The following is a 21,203-nucleotide window of genomic DNA, read 5'->3' as shown; positions in this document are numbered from 1 at the left end:
CGGCGCGCCGCTACAATGCGTCCATGTCGAAAGCCAAACACGTGTCCGAAACGCCGGCGACGCAGTTCCTGCGCCGTCACAAGGTCGAGTTCGGCGAGCATCCCTATGATTACGTCGAGCGCGGCGGCACGGAAGAATCCGCGCGGCAACTGGGCGTGGACGAGCACGTCGTCGTCAAGACGCTCGTGATGGAGGACGAGCACGCGAAGCCGCTCATCGTCCTCATGCACGGCGACCGCACCGTGTCCACGAAGAACCTCGCGCGACAGACGGGCGCGAAGCGCATCGAGCCGTGCAAGCCCGACGTGGCGAACCGGCATTCGGGTTTTCTCGTCGGCGGCACGTCGCCGTTCGGCACGAAGAAAGCGATGCCTGTGTACGTCGAATCGAGCATTCTGGAGCTCGACCGGATCTATCTGAACGGCGGGCGGCGCGGCTATCTCGTGAGCCTGAAGCCGTCCGTTCTGACCGAGTTGCTCGACGCGAAGCCCGTGCAGTGCGCGAGCGTCGATTAGAATGCGTTCCGCTCTCGCCATAACTGAAAAGACACCATGATTTTTCTGATCGTCGCCGTCGTGTCCTATTTGATCGGCTCGATTTCATTCGCCGTCGTCGTGAGTCACGCGATGGGACTGGCCGATCCCCGCTCGTACGGCTCGGGCAATCCCGGCGCGACCAACGTGCTGCGCACCGGCAACAAGAAGGCCGCGATCTTCACGCTGATCGGCGACGCGTTCAAGGGCTGGCTGCCCGTGTGGATCGTCGCGCACTTCGGCGCGAGCTTTGGCTGGGATAGCGCCGGCATCATCACGGCCACGGCGCTCGCGGCCATCGCGGTTTTTCTCGGCCATCTCTACCCGGTTTTCTTCAGGTTTCAGGGCGGCAAGGGCGTCGCGACGGCGGCGGGCGTGCTGCTCGCGATCCATCCGGCGCTCGGCATCGCGACGCTGCTCACCTGGCTGATCATCGCGTTCTTCTTCCGTTATTCGTCGCTGGCGGCGCTGGTCGCGGCCGTGTTCGCGCCGTTTTTTCAGGTGTTCCTGTTCGGGCCGAGCCGCATCTCGCTCGCTGTTCTCGCGATGAGCCTGCTTCTGATCTGGCGGCATCGCGCCAATATCTCGAAGTTGCTGGCGGGGCAGGAAAGCCGCATCGGCGAAAAGAAGAAGGCGGCGCAAGCGCCCGAATAAAGCAAAAAGCCGTTCCGGCGCAAACCGGAACGGCTTTTTCACTTCTTGCGGCAAAGAATCAGTCGCGGAAGTTGTTGAAGTCGAGCGGCGTGTCCGTGACTTCCTTCTTCAGCAGCGCGATGGCGCTTTGCAGGTCGTCGCGTTTCGTGCCTTGCACGCGCACCGCATCGCCCTGAATGCTCGCCTGAACCTTGATCTTGCTGTCCTTCACGATCTTGACGATTTTTTTCGCCAGATCGCCCGACACGCCTTTCTTCACCGTGACGACCTGCTTCAGCTTGTCGCCGCCGATCTTCTCCTGCTTGCCGTAGTCGAGAAAACGCACGTCGACGCTGCGCTTGGCCAGCTTGTTCAGCAGCACGTCCTTCACCTGGCCGAGCTTGAAATCGTCGTCGGCGTAGAGCGTGAGTTCGCGCTCTTTCTGCTCGACGCGTGAATCCGAACCCTTGAAGTCGAAGCGCGTCGAGATTTCCTTGTTCGACTGCTCGATCGCGTTCTTCACTTCGATCATGTTTGCTTCGCTGACGACGTCAAACGATGGCATCTGTCTTTCTCCTTCATTGAGGCGAGCGCGCTCAGGAAGCGCGGCTCGCGCAATCGCTATAATCACGGACCTGTCGTCATTCTACCGACGCGCCTCGCTCATGTCGCTCCAGCTTCTCTCCGATTTCTCTCTGCTCGCTCACAACACGTTCGGCTTCGATGCGCGCGCGCGTCATGCGATGCGCATCGATTCCGTCGATGCGGCCGTCGCGCTCGCCACCGATGCGCGCATCGCGAACATGCCGCAACTCGTGCTCGGCGGCGGCAGCAATATCGTGCTGACGCGCGATTTCGACGGCGTCGCGCTGATCGTCGGCATCGCGGGCAAACGCGTGATCGGCGAAGACGACGGCGCGTGGCTCGTCGAAGCCGGCGCAGGCGAAAACTGGCACGATTTTGTTGCCTGGACGCTCGCACAAGGCATGCCGGGCCTCGAAAACCTCGCGTTGATTCCGGGCACGGTCGGCGCGGCGCCGATTCAGAACATCGGCGCATACGGGCTGGAAATGGGCGAGCGCTTCGAGCGGCTGAGCGCGGTCGAACTCGCGACCGGCGAACGCGTGGACTTCGATCGCACCGCATGCGCCTTCGGTTATCGCGACAGCTTTTTCAAGCGGGCAGGGCGCGGGCGCTTCATGATCACGTCGGTGGTGTTCAGGTTGCCGAAAGCGTGGACGCCGCGCGCCGATTATGCCGACGTCGCGCGCGCGCTCGACGGCGCCGCAAAACCGGATGCACAGGCCATTTTCGATGCGGTCGTCGCCGTGCGGCGCGCCAAGCTGCCCGACTGGACCGTGCTCGGCAATGCGGGCAGCTTCTTCAAGAATCCGGTCGTGAGCGCGGTGGCATTCGAGACGCTGCAACGGCGCGAACCCGGCGTCGTCTCGTATCGCCAGGCGGACGGGCAAGTGAAGCTCGCGGCGGGCTGGCTAATCGACCAATGCGGCTGGAAGGGGCGCGGCATCGGCGGTGCGGCGGTGCACGACCGTCAGGCGCTCGTCCTCGTGAATCGCGGCGGCGCGACGGGCGCGCAAGTGCTCGAACTCGCTGAAGCCATCAGGCGTGACGTGCTCGTGCGCTTTGACGTCGAACTGGAGATGGAACCGGTCTGCCTCTGATTCCAGCATGCAGAAAAAAACCCGCCGAACGAAAGTCCGGCGGGTTTTTTACGTCCAGAAACGCGCGAATTACGCGCCGCGCTTGCGGCGTGCGTTTTCCGCGATGCGCATGCGCAGTGCGTTCAGCTTGATGAAACCGCCGGCGTCGGCCTGGTCGTAGGCGCCGCCGTCGTCGTCGAAGGTCGCGATGGTCTTGTCGAACAGCGTTTCCTTCGAATCGCGCGCGACGACCGACACGCTGCCCTTGTAGAGCTTCACGCGCGTCCAGCCGTTGACCTTCTCCTGCGTGTGGTCGATCAGCACCTGCAGCGCGCGGCGCTCCGGGCTCCACCAGTAGCCGTTGTAGATCAGCGATGCGTAACGCGGCATCAGATCGTCCTTGAGATGCGCCACTTCGCGATCGAGCGTGATCGACTCGATGCCGCGGTGCGCCTTCAGCATGATCGTGCCGCCCGGCGTTTCATAGCAGCCGCGCGACTTCATGCCGACGTAGCGGTTCTCGACCAGATCCAGACGGCCGATGCCGTGCTTGCCGCCGAGACGGTTCAGCTCGGTCAGCATCTCGGCGGGCGACAGGCGCTTGCCGTTCAGCGCGACCGGATCGCCCTTCTCGAATTCGACATCGACGTATTCCGGTTGATCCGGCGCCTCTTCCGGCGACACGGTCCAGCGCCACATGTCGGCTTCGGCTTCGGCCTTCGGATCTTCCAGATGGCGGCCTTCGAACGAGATGTGCAGCAGGTTCGCGTCCATCGAGTAGGGCGCGCCGCCTTGCTTGTGCTTCATTTCGATCGGAATGCCGGCCTTCTCGGCGTACGCGAGCAGCTTTTCGCGCGAGAGCAGGTCCCATTCGCGCCACGGCGCGATCACCTTGATGCCGGGTTCGAGCGAGTAGTAGCCGAGCTCGAAGCGGACCTGGTCGTTGCCCTTGCCGGTCGCGCCGTGCGAGACGGCTTGCGCGCCGGTCGCCCGGGCGATTTCGATCTGGCGCTTCGCGATCAGCGGACGCGCGATCGACGTGCCGAGCAGATACTCGCCTTCGTAGATGGTGTTCGCGCGGAACATCGGGAACACGAAATCGCGGACGAACTCTTCACGCAGGTCTTCGATGAAGATGTTGTCCTGCTTGATGCCGAGCTGGAGCGCCTTCTTGCGCGCGGGCTCCAGTTCCTCGCCCTGGCCGATGTCGGCCGTGAAGGTCACGACTTCGGCGTCGTAGTTGTCCTGCAACCATTTCAGGATGACGGAGGTGTCGAGACCGCCCGAATAGGCGAGCACGACTTTCTTGATATCGCTCATGGTGAACTCGTGTGCTGAAAAGCCAGGTGCGGCGGTTGTGCGCCGCTTCGCGTCCGTCGGGCGCGCGACGGGCATGAAGTGCGCGGAAAAAACGCTATTTTGACATCAAAAAGCCGCGCTTCCGCAAATTCGGGATGCGCGGCTCATCGGCAGCGCCGATTTGCTCAGTGATTGAGTTTGCCGAGCAGGAGATACTCCATCAGCGCCTTCTGGACATGCAGACGGTTCTCCGCCTCGTCCCAGACCACGCTCTGCGGGCCGTCGATGACTTCCGCGCTGACTTCCTCGCCGCGATGCGCGGGCAGGCAGTGCATGAAGAGCGCGTCGGGATTGGCGCGCGCCATCATCTCCGCGTCGACGCAATAGTCGGCGAACGCCTTCATGCGCGCCTCGTTCTCGGCTTCGTAACCCATGCTGGTCCAGACGTCCGTCGTGACGAGATCGGCGCCCGCGCACGCATCGTTCGGATCGTCGAACTCTTCGAAGAACGGCTTGCTTTCCTCGGAGACCAGCGCGGGGTCGAGCTTGTAGCCGAGCGGCGTCGAGAGGCGCAGCTTGAAGCCGAGGATGTGCGCGGCCTCGATCCACGTGTAGAGCATGTTGTTCGCGTCACCGACCCACGCGACAGTCTTGCCGTGAATCGGACCGCGATGCTCGTAGAACGTGAAGATGTCCGCGAGCACCTGACACGGGTGATATTCGTTGGTCAGCCCGTTGATGACGGGCACCCGCGAGCTTTCGGCGAAGCGCTGAATGATGTCCTGGCCGAACGTGCGGATCATGATGATGTCCACCATGCGCGAGATGACCTGCGCCGAATCTTCGATCGGCTCGCCGCGGCCGAGCTGCGTGTCGCGCGTGTTCATGAACACCGCGTGGCCGCCGAGCTGGAAGATGCCCGCTTCGAACGAGAGACGCGTGCGCGTGGAGCTCTTCTCGAAGATCATCGCGAGCGTGCGATCGTGCAGCGGATGATAGGTCTCGTAGTTCTTGAACTTGCGCTTCAGGATGCGCGCGCGTTCGAGCAGATACTCGTAGTCGTCGAGCGAAAAATCCTTGAACTGAAGATAGTGGCGAATTTTTTTGGCGGTCATGAAACGCAGGCGGCGGCTTCGAACCGGCTGCTTCGCCATGAGGCGTCAGGGCCGGACGGCGCCGCCGTCGTGAGTGGTATCGCATTTGAGCATAAAGGATTTTGCGATGTTTGACGAGGCTGGCCAAAAGGACGATGCCGAGCGCGCAGGCCCCGCCCGTGGCTTCGTAATAGCCCTGATGGACGCGCCCGATGTCTGTGTGCGCTGCGGAAAAGAGGTCGCTGCGGTATAATTGCGCTCGCTCGTTTTTCAACAGTTCTGCAACATTCAGCACCGTTTCACGCGCATTTGCGGCGAAGGGTTCGAAAGAATCCGGTCGGCGTGGCTTCGTGCGTTTCGATTTCGCGGTGGATTGCGCAGTGCTGTCGAGTCCGCCATTCCTGCCGCGGGCGCGGACGGTTCTCACAGAATCGATCTCCTGCGCCGGCCCATGCGGTTCCCTGCGTCAGGCATGTGCGTCCCGGTGCGCGTCACCGGCCGTCAAAAGGTATTTCTACATGGCTGAAACATCTCCGACCGAATACTTCATACAAGGCATCACCAGGAACGGGAGGAAGTTTCGGCCGAGCGATTGGTCCGAGCGCCTGTGCGGTGTGATGTCAGGCTTCGGCCCCAAGGCGAAAGGGCCCAACGCCCGTCTGCAATACTCCATCTACGTGCGTCCGACGATGATCGGCGACATCAAGGTCGTGATCGTCGATTCGCGCCTGCGCGACATCGAGCCGATGGCTTTCGACTTCGTGCTGAACTTCGCGAAGGACAACGATCTGCTCGTGACCGAGGCGTGCGAACTGCCGCCGCATCACGGCACGCAGACCCAGCAGCACCAGCCCTGATGAATCGACAGTAAGCGACAGCAAGAGACAGAATTCGCAGACGCAAAAAAGCCCGCCGAAGCGGGCTTTTTCGTTACTGCGCAGCGGAAACAGGAAGCTGCTTCGGCGAACGCCCCGACCGCGAAAACTCGCGATGACCGGAAGCGCCCGCCAGAAGCGAGCCGGAATTACTGGGCAGCGGGGGCCTGCAGGCCCTTGATTGCTGCAGCCAGGCGGCTCTTGTGACGAGCTGCCTTGTTCTTGTGGACGATCTTCTTGTCCGCGATGATGTCCAGCGTCTTGACCGACGACTGGAACACTTCGGCGGCCTTGGCCTGATCGCCGGCTTCGATAGCCTTGCGAACTGCCTTGATGGCCGTGCGGAACTTCGAGCGCAGCGCCGAGTTGTGCGAGTTTGCCTTGGCGGCCTGACGGGCGCGCTTGCGAGCTTGAGCGGAATTTGCCATGACGGTTTCCTTGTCCTGTTTCTGCTGTTACTTGTCCGGAGCGCGCGGCCGGCGAAGGCCTTGAAAAACCCTGACACGGGCACTCGATCGCGCTGCCTTTTGATCTGAACTCCCGGGAACGATTGCCCGAGAACCTCTAAAACATCGCCGGCCTGAGCCGGAAAAGACGCGAAGCTGCATCATCCACCGATGATCCAATAGAATTTTGGAGCTTCGAAACCGGAAATTATAGCAAGGGAATATGAGACGTGACAAGCGGCGCGTGGATCGCGCCGTCCCGGGGCGATTTGGTGCATTTGGTCTGTAGGACGCGGAGTCTCGTGGGCGCGTAGCACGCGGCCCGTATAATAAGCGCCCCATGAATCTATTCCGAGCCCTCCTGACGGTCAGCGGCTTCACGCTGCTGTCGCGCGTGACCGGCCTGATCCGCGAAACGCTGATCGCCCGAGCTTTCGGCGCAAGTGTCTATACCGACGCGTTCTATGTCGCGTTCCGCATTCCCAATCTGCTGCGGCGTCTCTCCGCGGAAGGCGCGTTCGCGCAGGCGTTCGTTCCGATCCTCGCCGAGTTCAAGAACAGCAAGGGCCACGATCCGACCAAGGCGCTCGTCGATGCGATGTCGACCGTGCTCACGTGGTTCCTCGTCGTGCTGTCGCTCGCCGGCATGGCGGGCGCGAGCTGGGTCGTCTACGCGGTGGCGTCGGGGCTCAAGCACGAAGGCATCGGATACACGCTTGCGGTCGAGATGACGCGCATCATGTTTCCGTACATCGTCCTCATTTCGATGACGACGCTCGCCTCCGGCGTGCTCAACACGTACAAGCAGTTTTCGCTGCCCGCGTTCGCCCCCGTGCTGCTGAACGTCGCGTTCATTTTCGCGGCGGTGTTCGTCGCGCCGCATCTGAAGGTGCCGGTCTATGCGCTCGCGTATGCGGTGATCGTCGGCGGCGTGCTGCAATTGCTCGTGCAGCTGCCCGGCCTGAAGAAAATCGACATGACGCCGCGCGTCGGGCTGAACTTCCGGCGCGCGCTCGCGCATCCGGGCGTCAAGCGCGTGTTGCTGAAGATGGTCCCGGCGATGTTCGCGGTGTCGGTGGGGCAGTTGAGCCTCATCATCAACACGAATATCGCGTCGAATATCGGCGCGGGCGCCGTGTCGTGGATCAACTACGCCGACCGCCTGATGGAATTCCCCACCGCGCTGCTGGGCGCGGCGCTGGGCACGATCCTGCTGCCGAGCTTGTCGAAAGCGCACGTCGACGCCAACCACGACGAATACTCCGCGCTGCTCGACTGGGGCTTGCGCATCACGTTCCTGCTGGCCGCGCCCAGCGCGATCGCGCTCTTCTTCTTCGCCGAGCCGCTTACCGCGACGCTCTTTCACTACGGCAAGTTCGACAGCCATTCGGTCGTGATGGTCAGCCGCGCGTTGGCGGCGTACGGAATCGGGCTGATCGGGCTCATCCTCATCAAGATTCTCGCGCCGGGCTTCTACGCGAAGCAGGACATCAAGACGCCGGTGAAGATCGCGATCTTCGTGCTGATCATGACGCAGGTGAGCAACTACATCTTCGTGCCGATTTTTTCCCATGCGGGCCTGACGCTTTCGATCGGCCTCGGCGCGCTCGCCAATGCGCTCCTGTTGTTCGCGGGTCTGCGCCGCCGCAAGATCTATGCGCCTTCGCCGGGCTGGCTGCGCTTTTTCGTGCAACTGATCGGCGCGTGCCTGATTCTTGCGGGCACGATGCATTGGGTGGCGATCAATTTCGACTGGATCGGCATGCGCGCGACGCCGTTCATGCGCATCGCGCTCCTCGGTGCGAGCCTCGTCGTGTTCGCCGCGCTATATTTCGGTATTCTGTCCGCAATGGGCTTCAAGTACGCCTATTTCAAGAGACGCACGCTTTGATGACGACAACGCGTATCCTCGACTACTTCTCTTCGCTGATGGCGGACGACGAGAGCCTTCCGCTCACGGAAGCGGCTTTGTCGCTCGCGCAGGACGCGTATCCCGATCTCGACATGCAGGCTACGCTCGCGGAGATCGACGAACTCGTCGTGCGCGCCCGTCGCCGCATGCCCGACGACGCGAGCGTCGAGCACAAGGTCGATGCGCTCAACCGATACTTCTTTCGCGAGCTGGGTTTTTCCAGCAACCTCAACGATTACTACGATCCCGACAACAGCCATCTGAACGTGGTGCTGCGCCGGCGTCGCGGCATTCCGATTTCGCTCGCGGTGATCTATCTGGAAATGGCCGAGCAACTCGGTTTGCCGGTGCGCGGCGTGTCGTTTCCGGGGCATTTCCTGCTGCGTGTCGCCACGCCGGGTCAGGATCTGATGCTCGATCCGACTACCGGTCAAACGCTTTCCGAAGCGCAGATGGTCGAGATGCTGGAGCCGTATGTGCAGCGCGTGGGCGAATCGATCGGCAGCGCGCTGCGCGTGCTGTTGCAGCCCGCGACGCGCCGCGAGATCGTCGCGCGCATGCTGCGGAATCTGAAGGGCACCTACTTGCAGACGGAACGCTGGCAGCGGCTGCTCGCGGTTCAGCAGCGGCTCGTGATCGCGCTGCCGAACAGCATCGAGGAAGTGCGCGATCGCGGCTTCGCGTACGCGCGCCTGGATTATCTGCGGCCGGCGCTCGAGGATTTGCAGCGTTACATCGAGATACGACCGGATGCCGAGGACGCGACGGTCGTCGAGACCGAATTGCACGAGTTGCGACAGCGCACGCAGCACAACGGCGACTGAATGAAAACGGCGGACTTCGGAAGAAGCCCGCCGTCTTCACATCCAAAGCGTCATTTCGGCTGCATGCGGATCGCGCCGTCGAGACGGATCACTTCGCCGTTGAGCATCGGGTTATCGAAGATCTGCTTGACGAGCATCGCGTATTCGTCCGGCTTGCCGAGGCGCGACGGGAACGGCACCATCGCGCCGAGCGCGTCCTGCACTTCCTTCGGCATGCCGAGCAGCATCGGCGTTTCGAACAGGCCCGGCGCGATCGTCATCACGCGGATGCCGCTCTTGCTCAGATCGCGCGCGATCGGCAGCGTCATGCCCGCCACGCCGCTCTTCGACGCTGCATAGGCCGCCTGGCCGATCTGCCCGTCATACGCCGCCACCGATGCCGTGTTCACGATCACGCCGCGCTCGCCCGCATCGTTGGCTTCATTCTTCGACATCACGCTGGCCGCGAGCCGGATCATGTTGAAGGTGCCGATGAGGTTCACCGAAATCACTTTCGAGAACAGATCGAGCGCGTGCGGACCGTCGCGACCAACCGTCTTCGCCGCCGGCGCGATGCCTGCGCAGTTCACGAGGCCGCGCAACGTGCCGAGACTCGTCGCGGTTTCGACGGCGCGCTGACCGTCGCTTTCCTGGCTCACGTCGCATTTGACGAAGGCGCCGGACAGCTCGTTCGCGAGCGCGACGCCCGCCGCCTCGTTCATATCGGCGAGCACGACCTTGCCGCCTTGCGCCGTAATGAGCCGCGCCGTCGCCGCGCCGAGTCCCGACGCGCCACCGGTAATCAGAAAGACATTGCCTTGCATCTCCATGCTGCTTCTCCGTTATGTGATTCGTGCGTGCATGCGAGGGCAGGGGTAAGTGCCGCTCGCGCCGATGTAGTCCTTTTGGGAAACGCGTCGATTGTAGCGAAGCCCGTGATCGCAAAATCGCACATCGATCATGCGGATTTAAAGGCGTAAAAAAACCCGCTCGTCGAGAGCGGGTTTTTTTCGGGCCTTAAGCGTAGCGCGCTTTACTTCAGCGCGTCGAACACGCGCGTGCGGATTTCATCGACGGTGCCGGTGCCCGCGATCTTGCGATACGCCGGCGCCTTCAAACCGTTCGGCGCTTCGCCGCTCTTCGCCCAGTCGTTGTAGTACGCGATCAGCGGCTTGGTCTGCGCGACATACACGTCGAGACGCTTCTTCACGGTCTCTTCCTTGTCGTCGTCGCGCTGGATCAGCGGCTCGCCGGTGACGTCGTCGGTCATGTCGACCTTCGGCGGATTGAACTTGACGTGATACGTGCGGCCCGATGCGGCATGCACGCGGCGGCCGCTCATGCGGGTGATGATTTCGTCGAAGGGAACATCGATCTCGAGCACGTAGTCGATCGCGACGCCTGCGTCTTTCATGGCTTCGGCTTGCGGCAGCGTGCGCGGAAAGCCGTCGAAGAGATAGCCGTTCTGGCAGTCGTCGGCCTGCAGACGTTCCTTCACGAGATTGATGATGAGCGAATCCGGCACCAGCTCGCCCGCGTCCATGTAGCGCTTCGCCTCGACGCCGAGCGGCGAGCCTGCCTTGACGGCTGCGCGCAGCATGTCGCCGGTCGAAATCTGCGGAATGCCGAATTTCTCCTTGATGAAGTTTGCCTGGGTGCCCTTGCCCGCACCGGGTGCGCCCAACAGGATCAAACGCATGGTGATCTCTCCGAATCGTCTATAAACCGCTTCAAGCCGCGAGGCTGATTTGACATCCGGTGGCTTGGCTCGTGCGGCGTCGACGACAGGGCGCGCGGCCGAAAGGAGACGGCGGGCACCTGCGGACAGCGGCGCAACGTTGAGCGTGGCGCTGACCGGAAGGCTCGCGCAATCGCTTGATTATGCCACGGCTCCTTACGATCGCGACCGTAATAACGCGGATAGAAATCGCCAAAAACCCCCGCCAATCGGGCGTCGGCGGGGTTTACACGGGTTGTGCGGCAGCGCTCAGTCGGCTGTGGGGAAGAGCGCCTGGACGCGCTCGAGATCGGCGGGTGTATCGACGCCCGGCGGCGGCGCGTCCTGCGTCACGCGCACCGCGATGCGCTCGCCGTGCCACAGCGCGCGCAGTTGCTCGAGCGCTTCGGCGGCTTCGATCGGCGCTTGCGCGAGCGTGGGAAAGTCGCGCAGAAACTTCGCGCGATAGGCATAGAGCCCGATGTGGCGCAGCACGTTCTCCGGCACTGAAGGCAGTTTCCCGAGCGCGGCGACGTCCGGCCAGTGCGGCTGCCAGAGATCGCGCGTCCACGGAATCGGCGCGCGCGAGAAGTAGAGCGCGACGCTCTTCGCATCGAGCACGACCTTCACCACGTTCGGATTGAAGACGTCGGCGGGATCGTGAATCGGATGCGCGGCCGTGGCGATCGCGCATTCGGGGCGCGCGGCGAGGTGCGCGGCGACATCGCGCACGAGTTGCGGATCGATGAGCGGCTCGTCGCCCTGCACGTTGACGACGATCGCGTCGTCGTCCCAGTTCAGGCGCGTCGCGACTTCGGCGAGACGGTCCGTGCCGGTGGGATGATCCGAGCGCGTCATCATCACTTCGATGCCGTGATCGCGCACGGCCTCGACCACACGGTCGGAATCGGTCGCGACGAGCACCTGGCTCGCGCCGGATTCGCGCGCGCGCTCGGCGACGCGCACGACCATCGGCTTGCCGCCGATATCGGCGAGCGGCTTGTTCGGCAGGCGGGTGGAAGCGAGACGCGCCGGAATGACCGCGATGAACGGAACGGACATGTCAGCGCTCAGGCGTCGCCGTTCGGCTTGATCGGCTCGACGGGCGTGCCTTCGACCGTCTGCCGCGCTTCGTCGACGAGCATCACGGGAATGCTGTCGCGGATCGGATAGGCGAGCTTGTCGGCGCTGCAGACGAGTTCCTGCGCCGCGCGATCGTAACTGAGCGGGCCTTTGCAGATCGGGCAAACGAGGATTTCAAGCAGACGTGCGTCCACGGAGTTTCTCCACAACAAGAGCGATGAGGCGCGGTCTGAGCACGGCTTGAACCGGAACGACCCAGATGCGTGCGTCGCGCCAGGCCCCAAATTTTACTGCATCCTTTTCGGTGATCAGGATCGCATCGGCTTCGATGCCCGCGAACGGATTCTCGCGATACGAATAGTGATCGGGGAACGCGCGTGTCGCGGGCGTGATGCCCGCCGCGCGCAGCGTCGCGAAGAAGCGCTCCGGCGAGCCGATGCCCGCCGCCGCGACCACTTTCTCGCCCGCGAACTGATCGAGCGGACGACGCTGATGCGGATCGTCGAGCAGCCATGCGTCGCCGGATTCGAGTTCGAGCGCGAACGTGTCCGGCCACGGCGGCAGCGTGCGCTCGTACGGACTGTTGATGAGCGTCGCGTCCCGGCGACGCGACATCGGCTCGCGCAACGGACCCGCGGGCAGCAGAAAGCCGTTGCCGCCGAGGCGGGCATCGAACACGACGAGCTCGAACGCGCGCGCGAGGCGGTAGTGCTGCAGGCCGTCGTCGGAGACGAGGACATCGACGTTCGGATGCGCTTCGATCAGCGCCTTCGCGGCGGCGACGCGATCCGGGCAGACGAACACCGGCGCGTGCGTGCGCCGTGCGATCAGGAGCGGCTCGTCGCCGACCTGCGCGGCGGCGGACGTCGGCGTGACGCTCGTCGGCTTCGCGACCTTCGCGCCGTAGCCGCGCGAGACCACGCCCGGCTGAAACCCGGCGGCGCGCAACGCCTCGACGAGCGCGATGACCGTCGGCGTCTTGCCCGTCCCGCCGACGGTCACGTTGCCCACGACGACCACCGGCACGCCGACATCGACGCGCTTGATCCAGCCCAGTTCGAAAAAGGCGCGGCGCGTGGCTGCGATCGCGCCGAAAATGCAGGCGAAGGGCGTCAGCGCCCAGGCGACGGGACCGCGACGGCGCCATTCGCGGGCGAGAAAGTTCTCGATCGGCGGCTTGAAATCAGACATGGACCGCCTTCGCGCTGAACGCTGGCGGGCGGCAGGTCGGGTACGGCATGGCGTGCAACGGCAGCTCCTCGGAGTACGGTTGGCGGGTGCTGGAACCCGGCACTCTAGCGCGCGTGAGCCGTGGGCGCCAGTCGCGAGCATGGGTGAGGATTCGGCCCGGTGCAATTCGAGCGCCTGTGGATAAGTCTGTGAAGAACTTGCGGCGCGTCGGGCGCATCGCCGCGTCAGGAAAGAGTTGCTTCGGGGATTACAGTGTTCATGAAAATAAATCGTCAAAGAATCAATGGCTTGTAACGAAGTCAGGGGCCTCTGGCGATGATCCGGCGCGCATTGCGGTAAGTCTTTCTGTGTGGACACTTGCTACACTTGCGTACCTCGTTCAGCGGCATTTGTCCATCGGACACGGCGGCCGCGGCGCAAATATTTTTCCCATCAGACATGACTCCCGATTCCCTGCCGTCGCAAAGCGGCGATGCCGTCATCCCCGTTTCAGCACTCAATCGCGCAATCAGCTCGATGCTCGAACGGTCGTTCCCGCTCGTGTGGGTGTCGGGCGAGGTGTCGAACTTCACGCGTGCGGCGAGCGGCCATTGGTACTTTTCGATCAAGGACGCGAATGCGCAGATGCGCTGCGTAATGTTTCGCGGCCGTGCGCAATACGCCGAGTTCATGCCGCGAGAAGGCGACAAGATCGAGGTGCGCGCGCTCGTCACGATGTACGAACCGCGCGGCGAGTTGCAGCTCAACGTGGAAGCGGTGCGGCGCACGGGGCAGGGCCGGCTCTACGAGGCGTTCCTACGGCTGAAGGCGCAACTCGAAAGCGAAGGACTCTTCGCGGCCGAGCGCAAACGCGCGCTGCCGACGCATCCGCGCGGCATCGGCATCGTGACGTCGTTGCAGGCCGCCGCTTTGCGCGACGTGCTCACCACGCTCGCGCGTCGTGCGCCGCATGTGCCGGTCGTCGTGTATCCGGCGCCGGTGCAGGGCGCGGGCGTCGGCGCGAAGCTCGCGGCGATGGTCGAAGCCGCGAATGCGCGCCGCGAAGTCGATGTGCTGATCGTGTGCCGTGGCGGCGGATCGATCGAGGATCTGTGGGCGTTCAATGAGGAAGTGCTCGCCCGCGCGATCGCGGCGAGCGAGTTGCCGGTGGTGAGCGGCGTCGGTCACGAAACGGATTTCACCATCGCCGATTTCGCCGCCGACGTGCGCGCGCCGACGCCGACCGCCGCCGCCGAACTCGTCAGCCCGCAGCGCGTGCTGCTGTTGCGCGAGCTGGATCATCGGCATGCGGCGCTCGCGCGCGGCTTCGGCCGGATGATGGAGCGGCGCGCGCAGCAACTCGACTGGCTCGCGCGCAGACTCGTGAGTCCGGCGGAGCGGCTCGCGCGGCAGCGTGCGCATCTGCGGCAACTGGCGAGCCGTCTCAGTACCGCGGGCGCGCGGCCCGTGCGCGATGCGCGCGCGCATTTCGCGCTGGTGCAGTATCGCTGGCAGCGCAGGCGTCCGGACGTGGCTACAGAACGCGAGCATCTGCTGCGGCTTGCGCAGCGGATCGGCGGCGCGCATGAGCGACGCGCGGAGCGCGAGAAAGCGTGCGTCTCGGAACTGGCGGCGCGCTTGCAGGTGCTCAGTCCGCAGCGCACGCTGGAACGCGGCTATGCCGCATTGATCGACGCTCAAACCGGCCGCGCCGTGCGTGCGCCGAACGCGTTGAAACCGAGGCGGCCGCTCACCGTTCATCTCGCGGAAGGCTCCGCGGACGTGTTGCTCGCCGATGTCCAGCCGCGTCTGTCAGACGAATTCTGAAGTCGACGCGACACGAGAAATCGGCGTACATTTGACGTGCCCGACGAGGCTCGCCAGAGCACTTTTTACGCCGTGTGAGGCATATGGAAAGCAATCTTTCTCATAAAGGGCACACGGTTTGCTGGGTTATCCCAACTCGCCTACAATCCATTGCTCCACGCTTCAATCCTCACAATCCCACAATCCACATAGAAAGGAAGCTCGCATCATGGAACATACGCTCCCGCCGCTGCCGTTCGACAAGAACGCGCTCGCTCCGCACATGTCGGAAGAAACGCTCGAGTATCACTATGGCAAGCACCACCAGACCTATGTGACGAACCTGAACAAGCTGATTCCCGGCACCGAATTCGAGAACCTGCCTCTCGAAGAGATCGTGAAGAAATCGTCGGGCGGCGTGTTCAACAACTCCGCGCAAGTCTGGAATCACACGTTCTTCTGGAACAGCCTGTCGCCGAACGGCGGCGGCGCACCGACCGGCGCGCTGGCTGACGCGATCAACGCAAAGTACGGTTCCTACGACAAGTTCAAGGAAGAATTCGCCAAGGTCGCAACCGGCACGTTCGGTTCGGGCTGGACCTGGCTCGTGAAGAAGACCGACGGCACGGTGGATATCGTGTCGACGAGCAATGCCGCCACGCCGCTCACGACCGACGCGAAGGCGCTCGTGACCATCGACGTGTGGGAACATGCTTATTACATCGACTATCGCAATGCGCGTCCGAAGTTCATCGAGGCTTACTGGAATATCGTGAACTGGGATTTCGCAGCGAAGAATTTCGGTGCCTGATTGCGCGTGAAAATCGGTTGCGGCGTTCTTTGGTTTTCAGAGCGCCGCAAGCGAAAAGAAAGCCCTCGAAAGAGGGCTTTTTTATTGGTGCGCCCGGCAGTTTAAGTATGCCAGCGTTTTTTGGGGAACGTCGAAGTCTCACTCAGTCTAACGGGATCGGGGTCGCCGAACTGGCTTCCGATTCTGCATATTGGCCCGGCCAACCAAGACGCGAGCTGAACATTGACGACACGCTATCACCAACTCGATTCATTGCGCGGCATTGCCGCTTTGACCGTCGTATTCAATCACTATTCGCAAATCACACTGACACGATGGCTTCAGCATGTCCCGTGGCGCGTAATCGCGGAGGGACATTCCGCCGTGATTCTGTTCTTCGCGCTGAGCGGCTTTGCGCTGACTTTGCAGGTCACCGGAGAAAGCAGGCCAGGTTTCGCCGAGTTCGTCGTCAAGCGCGTCTGCCGGATTTATATACCTTACTTGTTTGCGGTACTCGCCGCATATGCAGCGTATTGCGTGCTTTACCGGTCGAATCTGTCGTGGACCGGCGAGTGGGTCAACGAGGCATGGCATGCAGGTATCGATCGGCATGATCTGCTGAACCATATCTACTTTCTGATTCCATTCAGCAACAGCACGCTGGACCCGGTGCTCTGGTCGTTGGTCTACGAGATGCGTATCTCGCTCATCTTTCCGATTCTGATAGTCGTAGTGTTTGCCATGCCGCTCTGGTTTTCCATAGCGCTGAGTGCCGGCCTGTCACTCGCGGCGTTCGGTTATTACTTCCCTCTGCACCGGACGCTCATGGAAGCGAGTCTTCGGGGCGAGTGGATTCCAACCATTCACTACATGTCGATGTTCGTGCTGGGCGCCCTGATTGCGCGATATCGCAACGCCATCGTGTCGAAACTTGCGCCGATTTCTCCGCGCTGGCTTTTCGGCGCATTGGTGATTTCTCTCGCTCTATATGTCCTCGTTGGCTCGGTGAATCGCCATTTGATATCCAACGATGTGCTGCGCGGTTTTGCCGACGATTGGGTCGTCCTTCCTGCCGTGACCGGCATTTTGATTCTCGCGATTTCGCTCAGGCCGTTTGCCGATTTTCTGGCTGCGCGGCCATTGGTATTTCTCGGCAAGATTTCCTTCAGCCTGTATCTGCTGCACTGTATCGTGCTGCTGGGCGTGCTGCATTATTTCGGCGAGACGTATCACGGCATGTCGATGTTGATCGCCGCCGTGCTGATTCTTCCGGTCAGCATCGCCGGATACTATGCGATCGAAAAGCCGTCGATTCGACTGGGCCGGTATCTGAGCCGGAGCAAGCACCGCGGCAGGGCGACGCTCGGCGCCTGAGCGCATGCCGTCGCTGCACGGGCTGGAACGCGAGCCTAAAATGTCGGCTTGTCGTCATGTTCCGAATCGCATCGCCATGAAACGCTTCGCAGGCCTGTGCCTCGCGGCCTGGTCGGCGGCCGCGTTGCTGTATTTCGGCCGCCATTCCGCCGCGCTCATCGTGCTCTCCGGCGTGCTGGTACTCGCCGGTTTCGATCTGCTTCGTCCCGATTCCGGCAACGGCGCGTAGCCCTAGCGCTGCTTCGCGCCTTCCCAGTTGATATCCACGCACAGCACCTGTAATCCATAAGGCGTCTGCGCCGCGATAGACGCCGTCACGCAAAGGTGCGCATCGTTGATCGAGAGATACGGCGCCGTCAGATGCACACGTCCCGGCGCGCGCAGCGCCTCGATGAAATAAGGCCGGCGTTCCCAGCTCGCGCCCTCCGAATGCAACAGCGGGCTGAAGCGCTTCGCGCGTTGCGAGGTGCGCACGATCGGCACGACGTTGTCGCCGATCTGCCGTCCGGCCTGATCGAGCAGGAAGCATCGGGCGGTGTCGGCGAGTTGCAGCAACTCGCTCGTCGCGGTGACGAGCGATTCGCCTTCCATCAGCTTGACCGATGCGCGCTCCAGCCCGCTCACGTACGGTCCGAGACGCGTGACTTGCGCCCGCTCGCGCGCCGCGACGCGTTCGCGCGATGCCGCCGACAGCGCGTCCATCACGCCCGCCGCGACTTCGCTGTGAACCGCATCGACGCTCGGCTGCGCGAAATACGCGCCTTGCACGAAGTCGACGTTGCATTCGAGTGCGATCAACGCGTCGCGCTCGGTCGCGAGGCCGCCCATCAAGACGAGCTGGCCGGATTCGTGGAGCAGCGACACGAGACGCGGCAGCACGCGCTCGATATGCGAATGCTCGGTCGCCTGCTGCAGGATGCAGCGGTCGAGCGTCACGATATCGGGCCGCAGATGCCACACGCGATCGATGTTCGAATGCTTCACGCCGAAGCCGTCCAGCGCGATCAGAAAGCCCGACTTGCGCAGCGAATCGACGATTTCGGCGAATCGCGTCGTCTCGCCGCCCGCCTGCTCGGGGACTTCGAGCACGACGCGCTGCGGCGGCAGGCCGATATCCTTGAGCGATGCGAGCAGGGCGTCGCCGTAACTCGTATCCATCAGCGCGGCGGGATGCAGGCTGAGGAAAAGCCATTCGTCGTGGCTGTCGAACGCGTTGAAGTTGCCCAGATGCAGCGACTCAGCGAGCCGGCCGAGTTCGAGCAGATCGCCGCGTCGAGCGGCTTGCGTGAAGACTTCGTGAGACGGAATGTGGCGATGCGCGTCGTCGCGGGCGCGCAAGGACGCGTGATAGCCGATCGCGCGCCGGTGCGACACGGAAAACACGGGCTGGAACACGCTGAAAACGGTGTACTCGCCGTACAGCACGGTGCGACGCGATCCATCGTCGCCGGCGACGGGCCGGGGCGGCTGGAAGCGTGGAGGGTCGAGATCAACCATGCTCATGGTGTCGGGGCGCAAGGCGGTGAATTTTATCGAGATAGTTTACCGGATCGGCATCCGGCAGTTCGAGCAAAAAGCGTGCAAATTCAATATCCAGGCGGGCCGCAGCGGTTATCGGGTGCGTCGGGCGTGCCTATTCGTGTGCGGATTGGACGGTCGTGCCGCAGACGCGGGAACGCGCGCCGCGCAATCGTGCGCAGGGGGCACCGCCGTGGTGCGCGATCCTTTGCCGAACCGATCGGATTCAGTTCGATTCGGACGGATCGGGCTTCCTGCGCGTTGCCCGTACCTCCGGCGCGAGTTGCCCGAAGATCCACGCCGTCGCAGCTGTAATGATGCCGACGCACATGAATGTCGCGTGGAACGCGGGCAACGAGTTCGTTTCGGTGACTTGCGGCAAGAGTCCCGTGAACGTCGACAGTATCGCCCCCGCGACGGTCACGCCGAGACTCATCGAAAGCATCTGCACGAGCGAGAACAGGCTGTTGCCGCTGCTCGCGCCGCCGGTGCCGAGATCCTTCAGCGTGAGCGTGTTCATCGCGGTGAACTGCATCGAATTGACTGAGCCGAAGACCGCCAGTTGCGCGAGCCGCAGCCAGAGCGGCTGGTGCGCGCTCGCGAGTCCGAAGCTCGCCATCATCAACCCGACCAGCACCGTGTTCACGACCAGCACGCGCCGATAGCCGTGCTTTTCGATGAGACGCGTGACCGCGCGCTTCGACGCCATGCCGGCGGCCGCGACGGGCAGCATCATCATGCCGGCCTGGAACGCCGTGTAGCCGAGGCTCACCTGCAGCAGCAGCGGAATCAGATACGGCATCGCGCCGCTGCCGATACGCGCGAACAGATTGCCGAGCAGCCCGACGCTGAAGGTGTGAATCTTGAAGAGATCGAGCGAGAAGATCGGCTGGGCGGCGCGCGTCGCGTGCAGGCCGTAGGCGACGAAGCAGCCGAAGGAGAGCACGAGCAGCACGATGACGATCGCATGCTGCAGGCCGAGATCGGCGAGACCGTCGAGGGAGATCGTCAGCGCGACCATGCCGACGGCGAGCAGCAGATAGCCGGCGAGATCGAAGGGCGCGGTCGCCGGATTGCGGCTGTCCGGCATGTACAGATTCGTCGCGATGCAGCCGATCACGCCGACCGGCACGTTGATGAGAAAGATCCAGTGCCACGACGCGATCTGCACGAGCCAGCCGCCGAGCGTCGGGCCGATAAGCGGGCCGATCAGCCCCGGAATCGCGACGAACGCGAGCGCCGAGAGATACCGTTCCGCTGGAAACACGCGCAGCACGGCGAGACGTCCGACCGGCAGCAGCATCGCGCCGCCCACGCCCTGAACCACGCGATACGCGACGAGCGCCTGCAACGACTGCGCTTTCGCGCACAACAGCGAGCCGATCGTGAACACGAGAATCGCGCTGAAGAACACGCGCTTGGTGCCGAGCTTGTCGGCGAGCCAGCCGGAGACGGGGATCATCATCGCCATCGTGAGCGAGTAGGCGATCACGACGCCCTGCATGCGCAATGGCGCTTCGCCCAGGCTTCGGGCCATCGCGGGGAGCGCGGTATTGACGATCGTCGAATCGAGCGTCTGCATGAAGAAGCCCGTGGCGACGAGCCACAGCATGATGGAAAGCGATCGGTCGGACGGCTGGGCTGCGGCGGTGTCGGTCATTGGGCGGAGATCACTTTCGCAGCTCGGCGACGAAATCGTAGTAGTCGTTGCGGCAGTAGGTATCGGTGAGCTCGATCGCGCGCTGATCGGCCGTGTAGCCGACGCGCGTGATGAGCAGAAGCGCGTCGTGCGGCGCGATGCCCATTTGCTGCGCGATTTCCGGGCTCGCGTTCACCGCGCGAAAATGCTGAAGCGCGCGCACGATGGAGAGCCCGCGCGCATCGAGATAGCTGTACAGCGAATCGCCGATGGCCTGCGGATCGGGGATGCACGACGCGGGAAACGTGGAGTTCTCGACGGCCATCACGATGTCGTCGGCGAGGCGCAGCCGTTTCAGGCGCGTGACAGTGGCCGCGGGCGAGAGGCCGAGCTGGATGACTTCATCGCGATTGGCGGGCTCGATGGTGCGCGAAAGCCATTTCGAGCTGGGCTTGAAGCCGCGCCGCCGCAGCATCTCGGAAAAGCTCGACAGACGCGAGAGCGGATCTTCGTAACGCGGCGTGATGAAACTGCCCGCGCCTTGCTCGCGGCGAATCAGCCCTTGCTCGACGAGCAGCGCGATCGCTTTCCGTGACGTGATCCGCGAGACGCCGAGCGCTTCCGACAGCACGCGCTCCGAAGGCAGCGCTTCGCCGGCGTTCCACCGATTGTCGTGGATGGCGTTGGCGAGCTTGCGAGCGAGTTGAAGATAGAGCGGAGTGTCGCTGTCCGGGTCCGGGCGCAAGTCGCACCAGCGGTCTTCCGAGGTCGGGTTCATAAAGCGGACGCTAATGGGCCAAGCGGGGATTTTAAGACATGCGGCCCGATCCGCGTAACGGCGCGGCGTTTC

The 21,203-nt window shown here is 63.1% G+C and carries 22 protein-coding genes; 10 read left to right on the top strand and 12 right to left on the bottom strand.

All coding sequences use genetic code 11. The annotated features are described in order from the left end of the window. The first annotated feature begins 23 nt into the window (after nt 1-23). On the top strand, nt 24-515 hold the full coding sequence (gene ybaK, locus IAG25_RS17590; RefSeq protein WP_187605986.1) for a Cys-tRNA(Pro) deacylase: 492 nt from the start codon (nt 24-26) through the stop codon (nt 513-515). A gap of 36 nt (nt 516-551) precedes the next feature. Beyond that, complete coding sequence (gene plsY, locus IAG25_RS17585) at nt 552-1,187, top strand: glycerol-3-phosphate 1-O-acyltransferase PlsY (protein ID WP_187605985.1); 636 nt, start codon at nt 552-554, stop codon at nt 1,185-1,187. Nucleotides 1,188-1,245: 58 nt separating this feature from the next. Here the strand turns inward: plsY and IAG25_RS17580 are convergent, their stop codons facing one another. After that, nucleotides 1,246-1,731, bottom strand: coding sequence for a YajQ family cyclic di-GMP-binding protein (locus IAG25_RS17580; RefSeq protein WP_014192189.1), 486 nt, complete (start codon nt 1,729-1,731; stop codon nt 1,246-1,248). A 100-nt stretch (nt 1,732-1,831) separates the two neighbouring features. Here IAG25_RS17580 and murB point away from each other — a divergent pair, with 100 nt between their 5' ends. Then, nucleotides 1,832-2,848, top strand: a complete 1,017-nt coding sequence (gene murB / locus IAG25_RS17575; RefSeq protein WP_187605984.1) for a UDP-N-acetylmuramate dehydrogenase — start codon at nt 1,832-1,834, stop codon at nt 2,846-2,848. Nucleotides 2,849-2,917: 69 nt separating this feature from the next. Here the strand turns inward: murB and IAG25_RS17570 are convergent, their stop codons facing one another. After that, entirely contained in the window at nt 2,918-4,147 is a 1,230-nt protein-coding gene (locus IAG25_RS17570) for an argininosuccinate synthase (RefSeq protein ID WP_187605983.1), read from the bottom strand. Between the two features lie 164 nt (nt 4,148-4,311). Next, nucleotides 4,312-5,241, bottom strand: a complete 930-nt coding sequence (gene argF / locus IAG25_RS17565) for an ornithine carbamoyltransferase (protein WP_187605982.1) — start codon at nt 5,239-5,241, stop codon at nt 4,312-4,314. A 497-nt stretch (nt 5,242-5,738) separates the two neighbouring features. Between argF and IAG25_RS17560 the strand changes: the two genes are divergently transcribed. Beyond that, entirely contained in the window at nt 5,739-6,077 is a 339-nt protein-coding gene (locus IAG25_RS17560) for a DUF3579 domain-containing protein (RefSeq protein ID WP_187605981.1), read from the top strand. 167 nt (nt 6,078-6,244) lie between these two features. Here the strand turns inward: IAG25_RS17560 and rpsT are convergent, their stop codons facing one another. After that, the gene (rpsT, locus tag IAG25_RS17555; RefSeq protein ID WP_035500787.1) at nt 6,245-6,523 is read right to left on the bottom strand and encodes a 30S ribosomal protein S20; all 279 of its coding nucleotides are present in this window, start codon (nt 6,521-6,523) and stop codon (nt 6,245-6,247) included. A 358-nt stretch (nt 6,524-6,881) separates the two neighbouring features. Between rpsT and murJ the strand changes: the two genes are divergently transcribed. Together murJ and IAG25_RS17545 are read left to right on the top strand one after the other, a co-directional pair. Next, nucleotides 6,882-8,432 carry a murein biosynthesis integral membrane protein MurJ gene (murJ, locus tag IAG25_RS17550; protein ID WP_187605980.1) on the top strand — a complete coding sequence of 517 codons (1,551 nt, stop codon included), beginning with the start codon at nt 6,882-6,884 and terminating at the stop codon, nt 8,430-8,432. Next, entirely contained in the window at nt 8,432-9,277 is an 846-nt protein-coding gene (locus IAG25_RS17545; RefSeq protein WP_035500792.1) for a SirB1 family protein, read from the top strand. Before murJ ends, IAG25_RS17545 begins: the two co-directional genes overlap by 1 nt. A gap of 50 nt (nt 9,278-9,327) precedes the next feature. Here the strand turns inward: IAG25_RS17545 and IAG25_RS17540 are convergent, their stop codons facing one another. The 5 genes from IAG25_RS17540 to lpxK form a co-directional block, all read right to left on the bottom strand. Further along, nucleotides 9,328-10,086, bottom strand: a complete 759-nt coding sequence (locus IAG25_RS17540) for a 3-hydroxyacyl-CoA dehydrogenase (RefSeq protein ID WP_187605979.1) — start codon at nt 10,084-10,086, stop codon at nt 9,328-9,330. A gap of 203 nt (nt 10,087-10,289) precedes the next feature. Next, on the bottom strand, nt 10,290-10,955 hold the full coding sequence (gene adk, locus IAG25_RS17535) for an adenylate kinase (RefSeq protein WP_187605978.1): 666 nt from the start codon (nt 10,953-10,955) through the stop codon (nt 10,290-10,292). Nucleotides 10,956-11,243: 288 nt separating this feature from the next. Next, a complete protein-coding gene (gene kdsB / locus IAG25_RS17530; RefSeq protein WP_035500799.1) occupies nt 11,244-12,035 on the bottom strand; it encodes a 3-deoxy-manno-octulosonate cytidylyltransferase in 792 nt (263 codons plus the stop codon). Nucleotides 12,036-12,043: 8 nt separating this feature from the next. Next, complete coding sequence (locus IAG25_RS17525; protein WP_187605977.1) at nt 12,044-12,250, bottom strand: Trm112 family protein; 207 nt, start codon at nt 12,248-12,250, stop codon at nt 12,044-12,046. Continuing rightward, nucleotides 12,231-13,247, bottom strand: coding sequence for a tetraacyldisaccharide 4'-kinase (gene lpxK, locus IAG25_RS17520; protein ID WP_187605976.1), 1,017 nt, complete (start codon nt 13,245-13,247; stop codon nt 12,231-12,233). Before lpxK ends, IAG25_RS17525 begins: the two co-directional genes overlap by 20 nt. Before the next feature lie 438 nt (nt 13,248-13,685). Between lpxK and xseA the strand changes: the two genes are divergently transcribed. The 4 genes from xseA to IAG25_RS17500 all read left to right on the top strand — a co-directional run bounded on the left by xseA (nt 13,686) and on the right by IAG25_RS17500 (nt 17,425). Next, nucleotides 13,686-15,053, top strand: coding sequence for an exodeoxyribonuclease VII large subunit (gene xseA / locus IAG25_RS17515; RefSeq protein WP_187605975.1), 1,368 nt, complete (start codon nt 13,686-13,688; stop codon nt 15,051-15,053). 208 nt (nt 15,054-15,261) lie between these two features. Further along, complete coding sequence (gene sodB / locus IAG25_RS17510) at nt 15,262-15,843, top strand: superoxide dismutase [Fe] (RefSeq protein WP_035500805.1); 582 nt, start codon at nt 15,262-15,264, stop codon at nt 15,841-15,843. Between the two features lie 222 nt (nt 15,844-16,065). Then, a complete protein-coding gene (locus IAG25_RS17505; RefSeq protein ID WP_187605974.1) occupies nt 16,066-17,196 on the top strand; it encodes an acyltransferase family protein in 1,131 nt (376 codons plus the stop codon). A gap of 76 nt (nt 17,197-17,272) precedes the next feature. Then, nucleotides 17,273-17,425 carry a hypothetical protein gene (locus tag IAG25_RS17500; protein ID WP_035500807.1) on the top strand — a complete coding sequence of 51 codons (153 nt, stop codon included), beginning with the start codon at nt 17,273-17,275 and terminating at the stop codon, nt 17,423-17,425. 2 nt (nt 17,426-17,427) lie between these two features. Here IAG25_RS17500 and IAG25_RS17495 read toward each other — a convergent pair whose 3' ends face one another. The 3 genes from IAG25_RS17495 to IAG25_RS17485 form a co-directional block, all read right to left on the bottom strand. Beyond that, a complete protein-coding gene (locus IAG25_RS17495) occupies nt 17,428-18,699 on the bottom strand; it encodes an EAL domain-containing protein (protein WP_187605973.1) in 1,272 nt (423 codons plus the stop codon). 241 nt (nt 18,700-18,940) lie between these two features. Continuing rightward, nucleotides 18,941-20,374: a multidrug transporter subunit MdtD gene (gene mdtD, locus IAG25_RS17490; protein ID WP_187605972.1), complete on the bottom strand. Its 1,434-nt coding sequence runs from the start codon at nt 20,372-20,374 to the stop codon at nt 18,941-18,943. 10 nt (nt 20,375-20,384) lie between these two features. Further along, complete coding sequence (locus IAG25_RS17485) at nt 20,385-21,131, bottom strand: GntR family transcriptional regulator (RefSeq protein WP_187605971.1); 747 nt, start codon at nt 21,129-21,131, stop codon at nt 20,385-20,387. Nucleotides 21,132-21,203: the final 72 nt, after the last annotated feature.

The sequence above is a fragment of the Caballeronia sp. EK genome (assembly GCF_014384845.1).
Lineage (GTDB): Bacteria > Pseudomonadota > Gammaproteobacteria > Burkholderiales > Burkholderiaceae > Caballeronia > Caballeronia jiangsuensis.
Note: the sequence above shows the minus strand (reverse complement) of the source record. Positions and strands in the feature narration are given on the sequence as shown.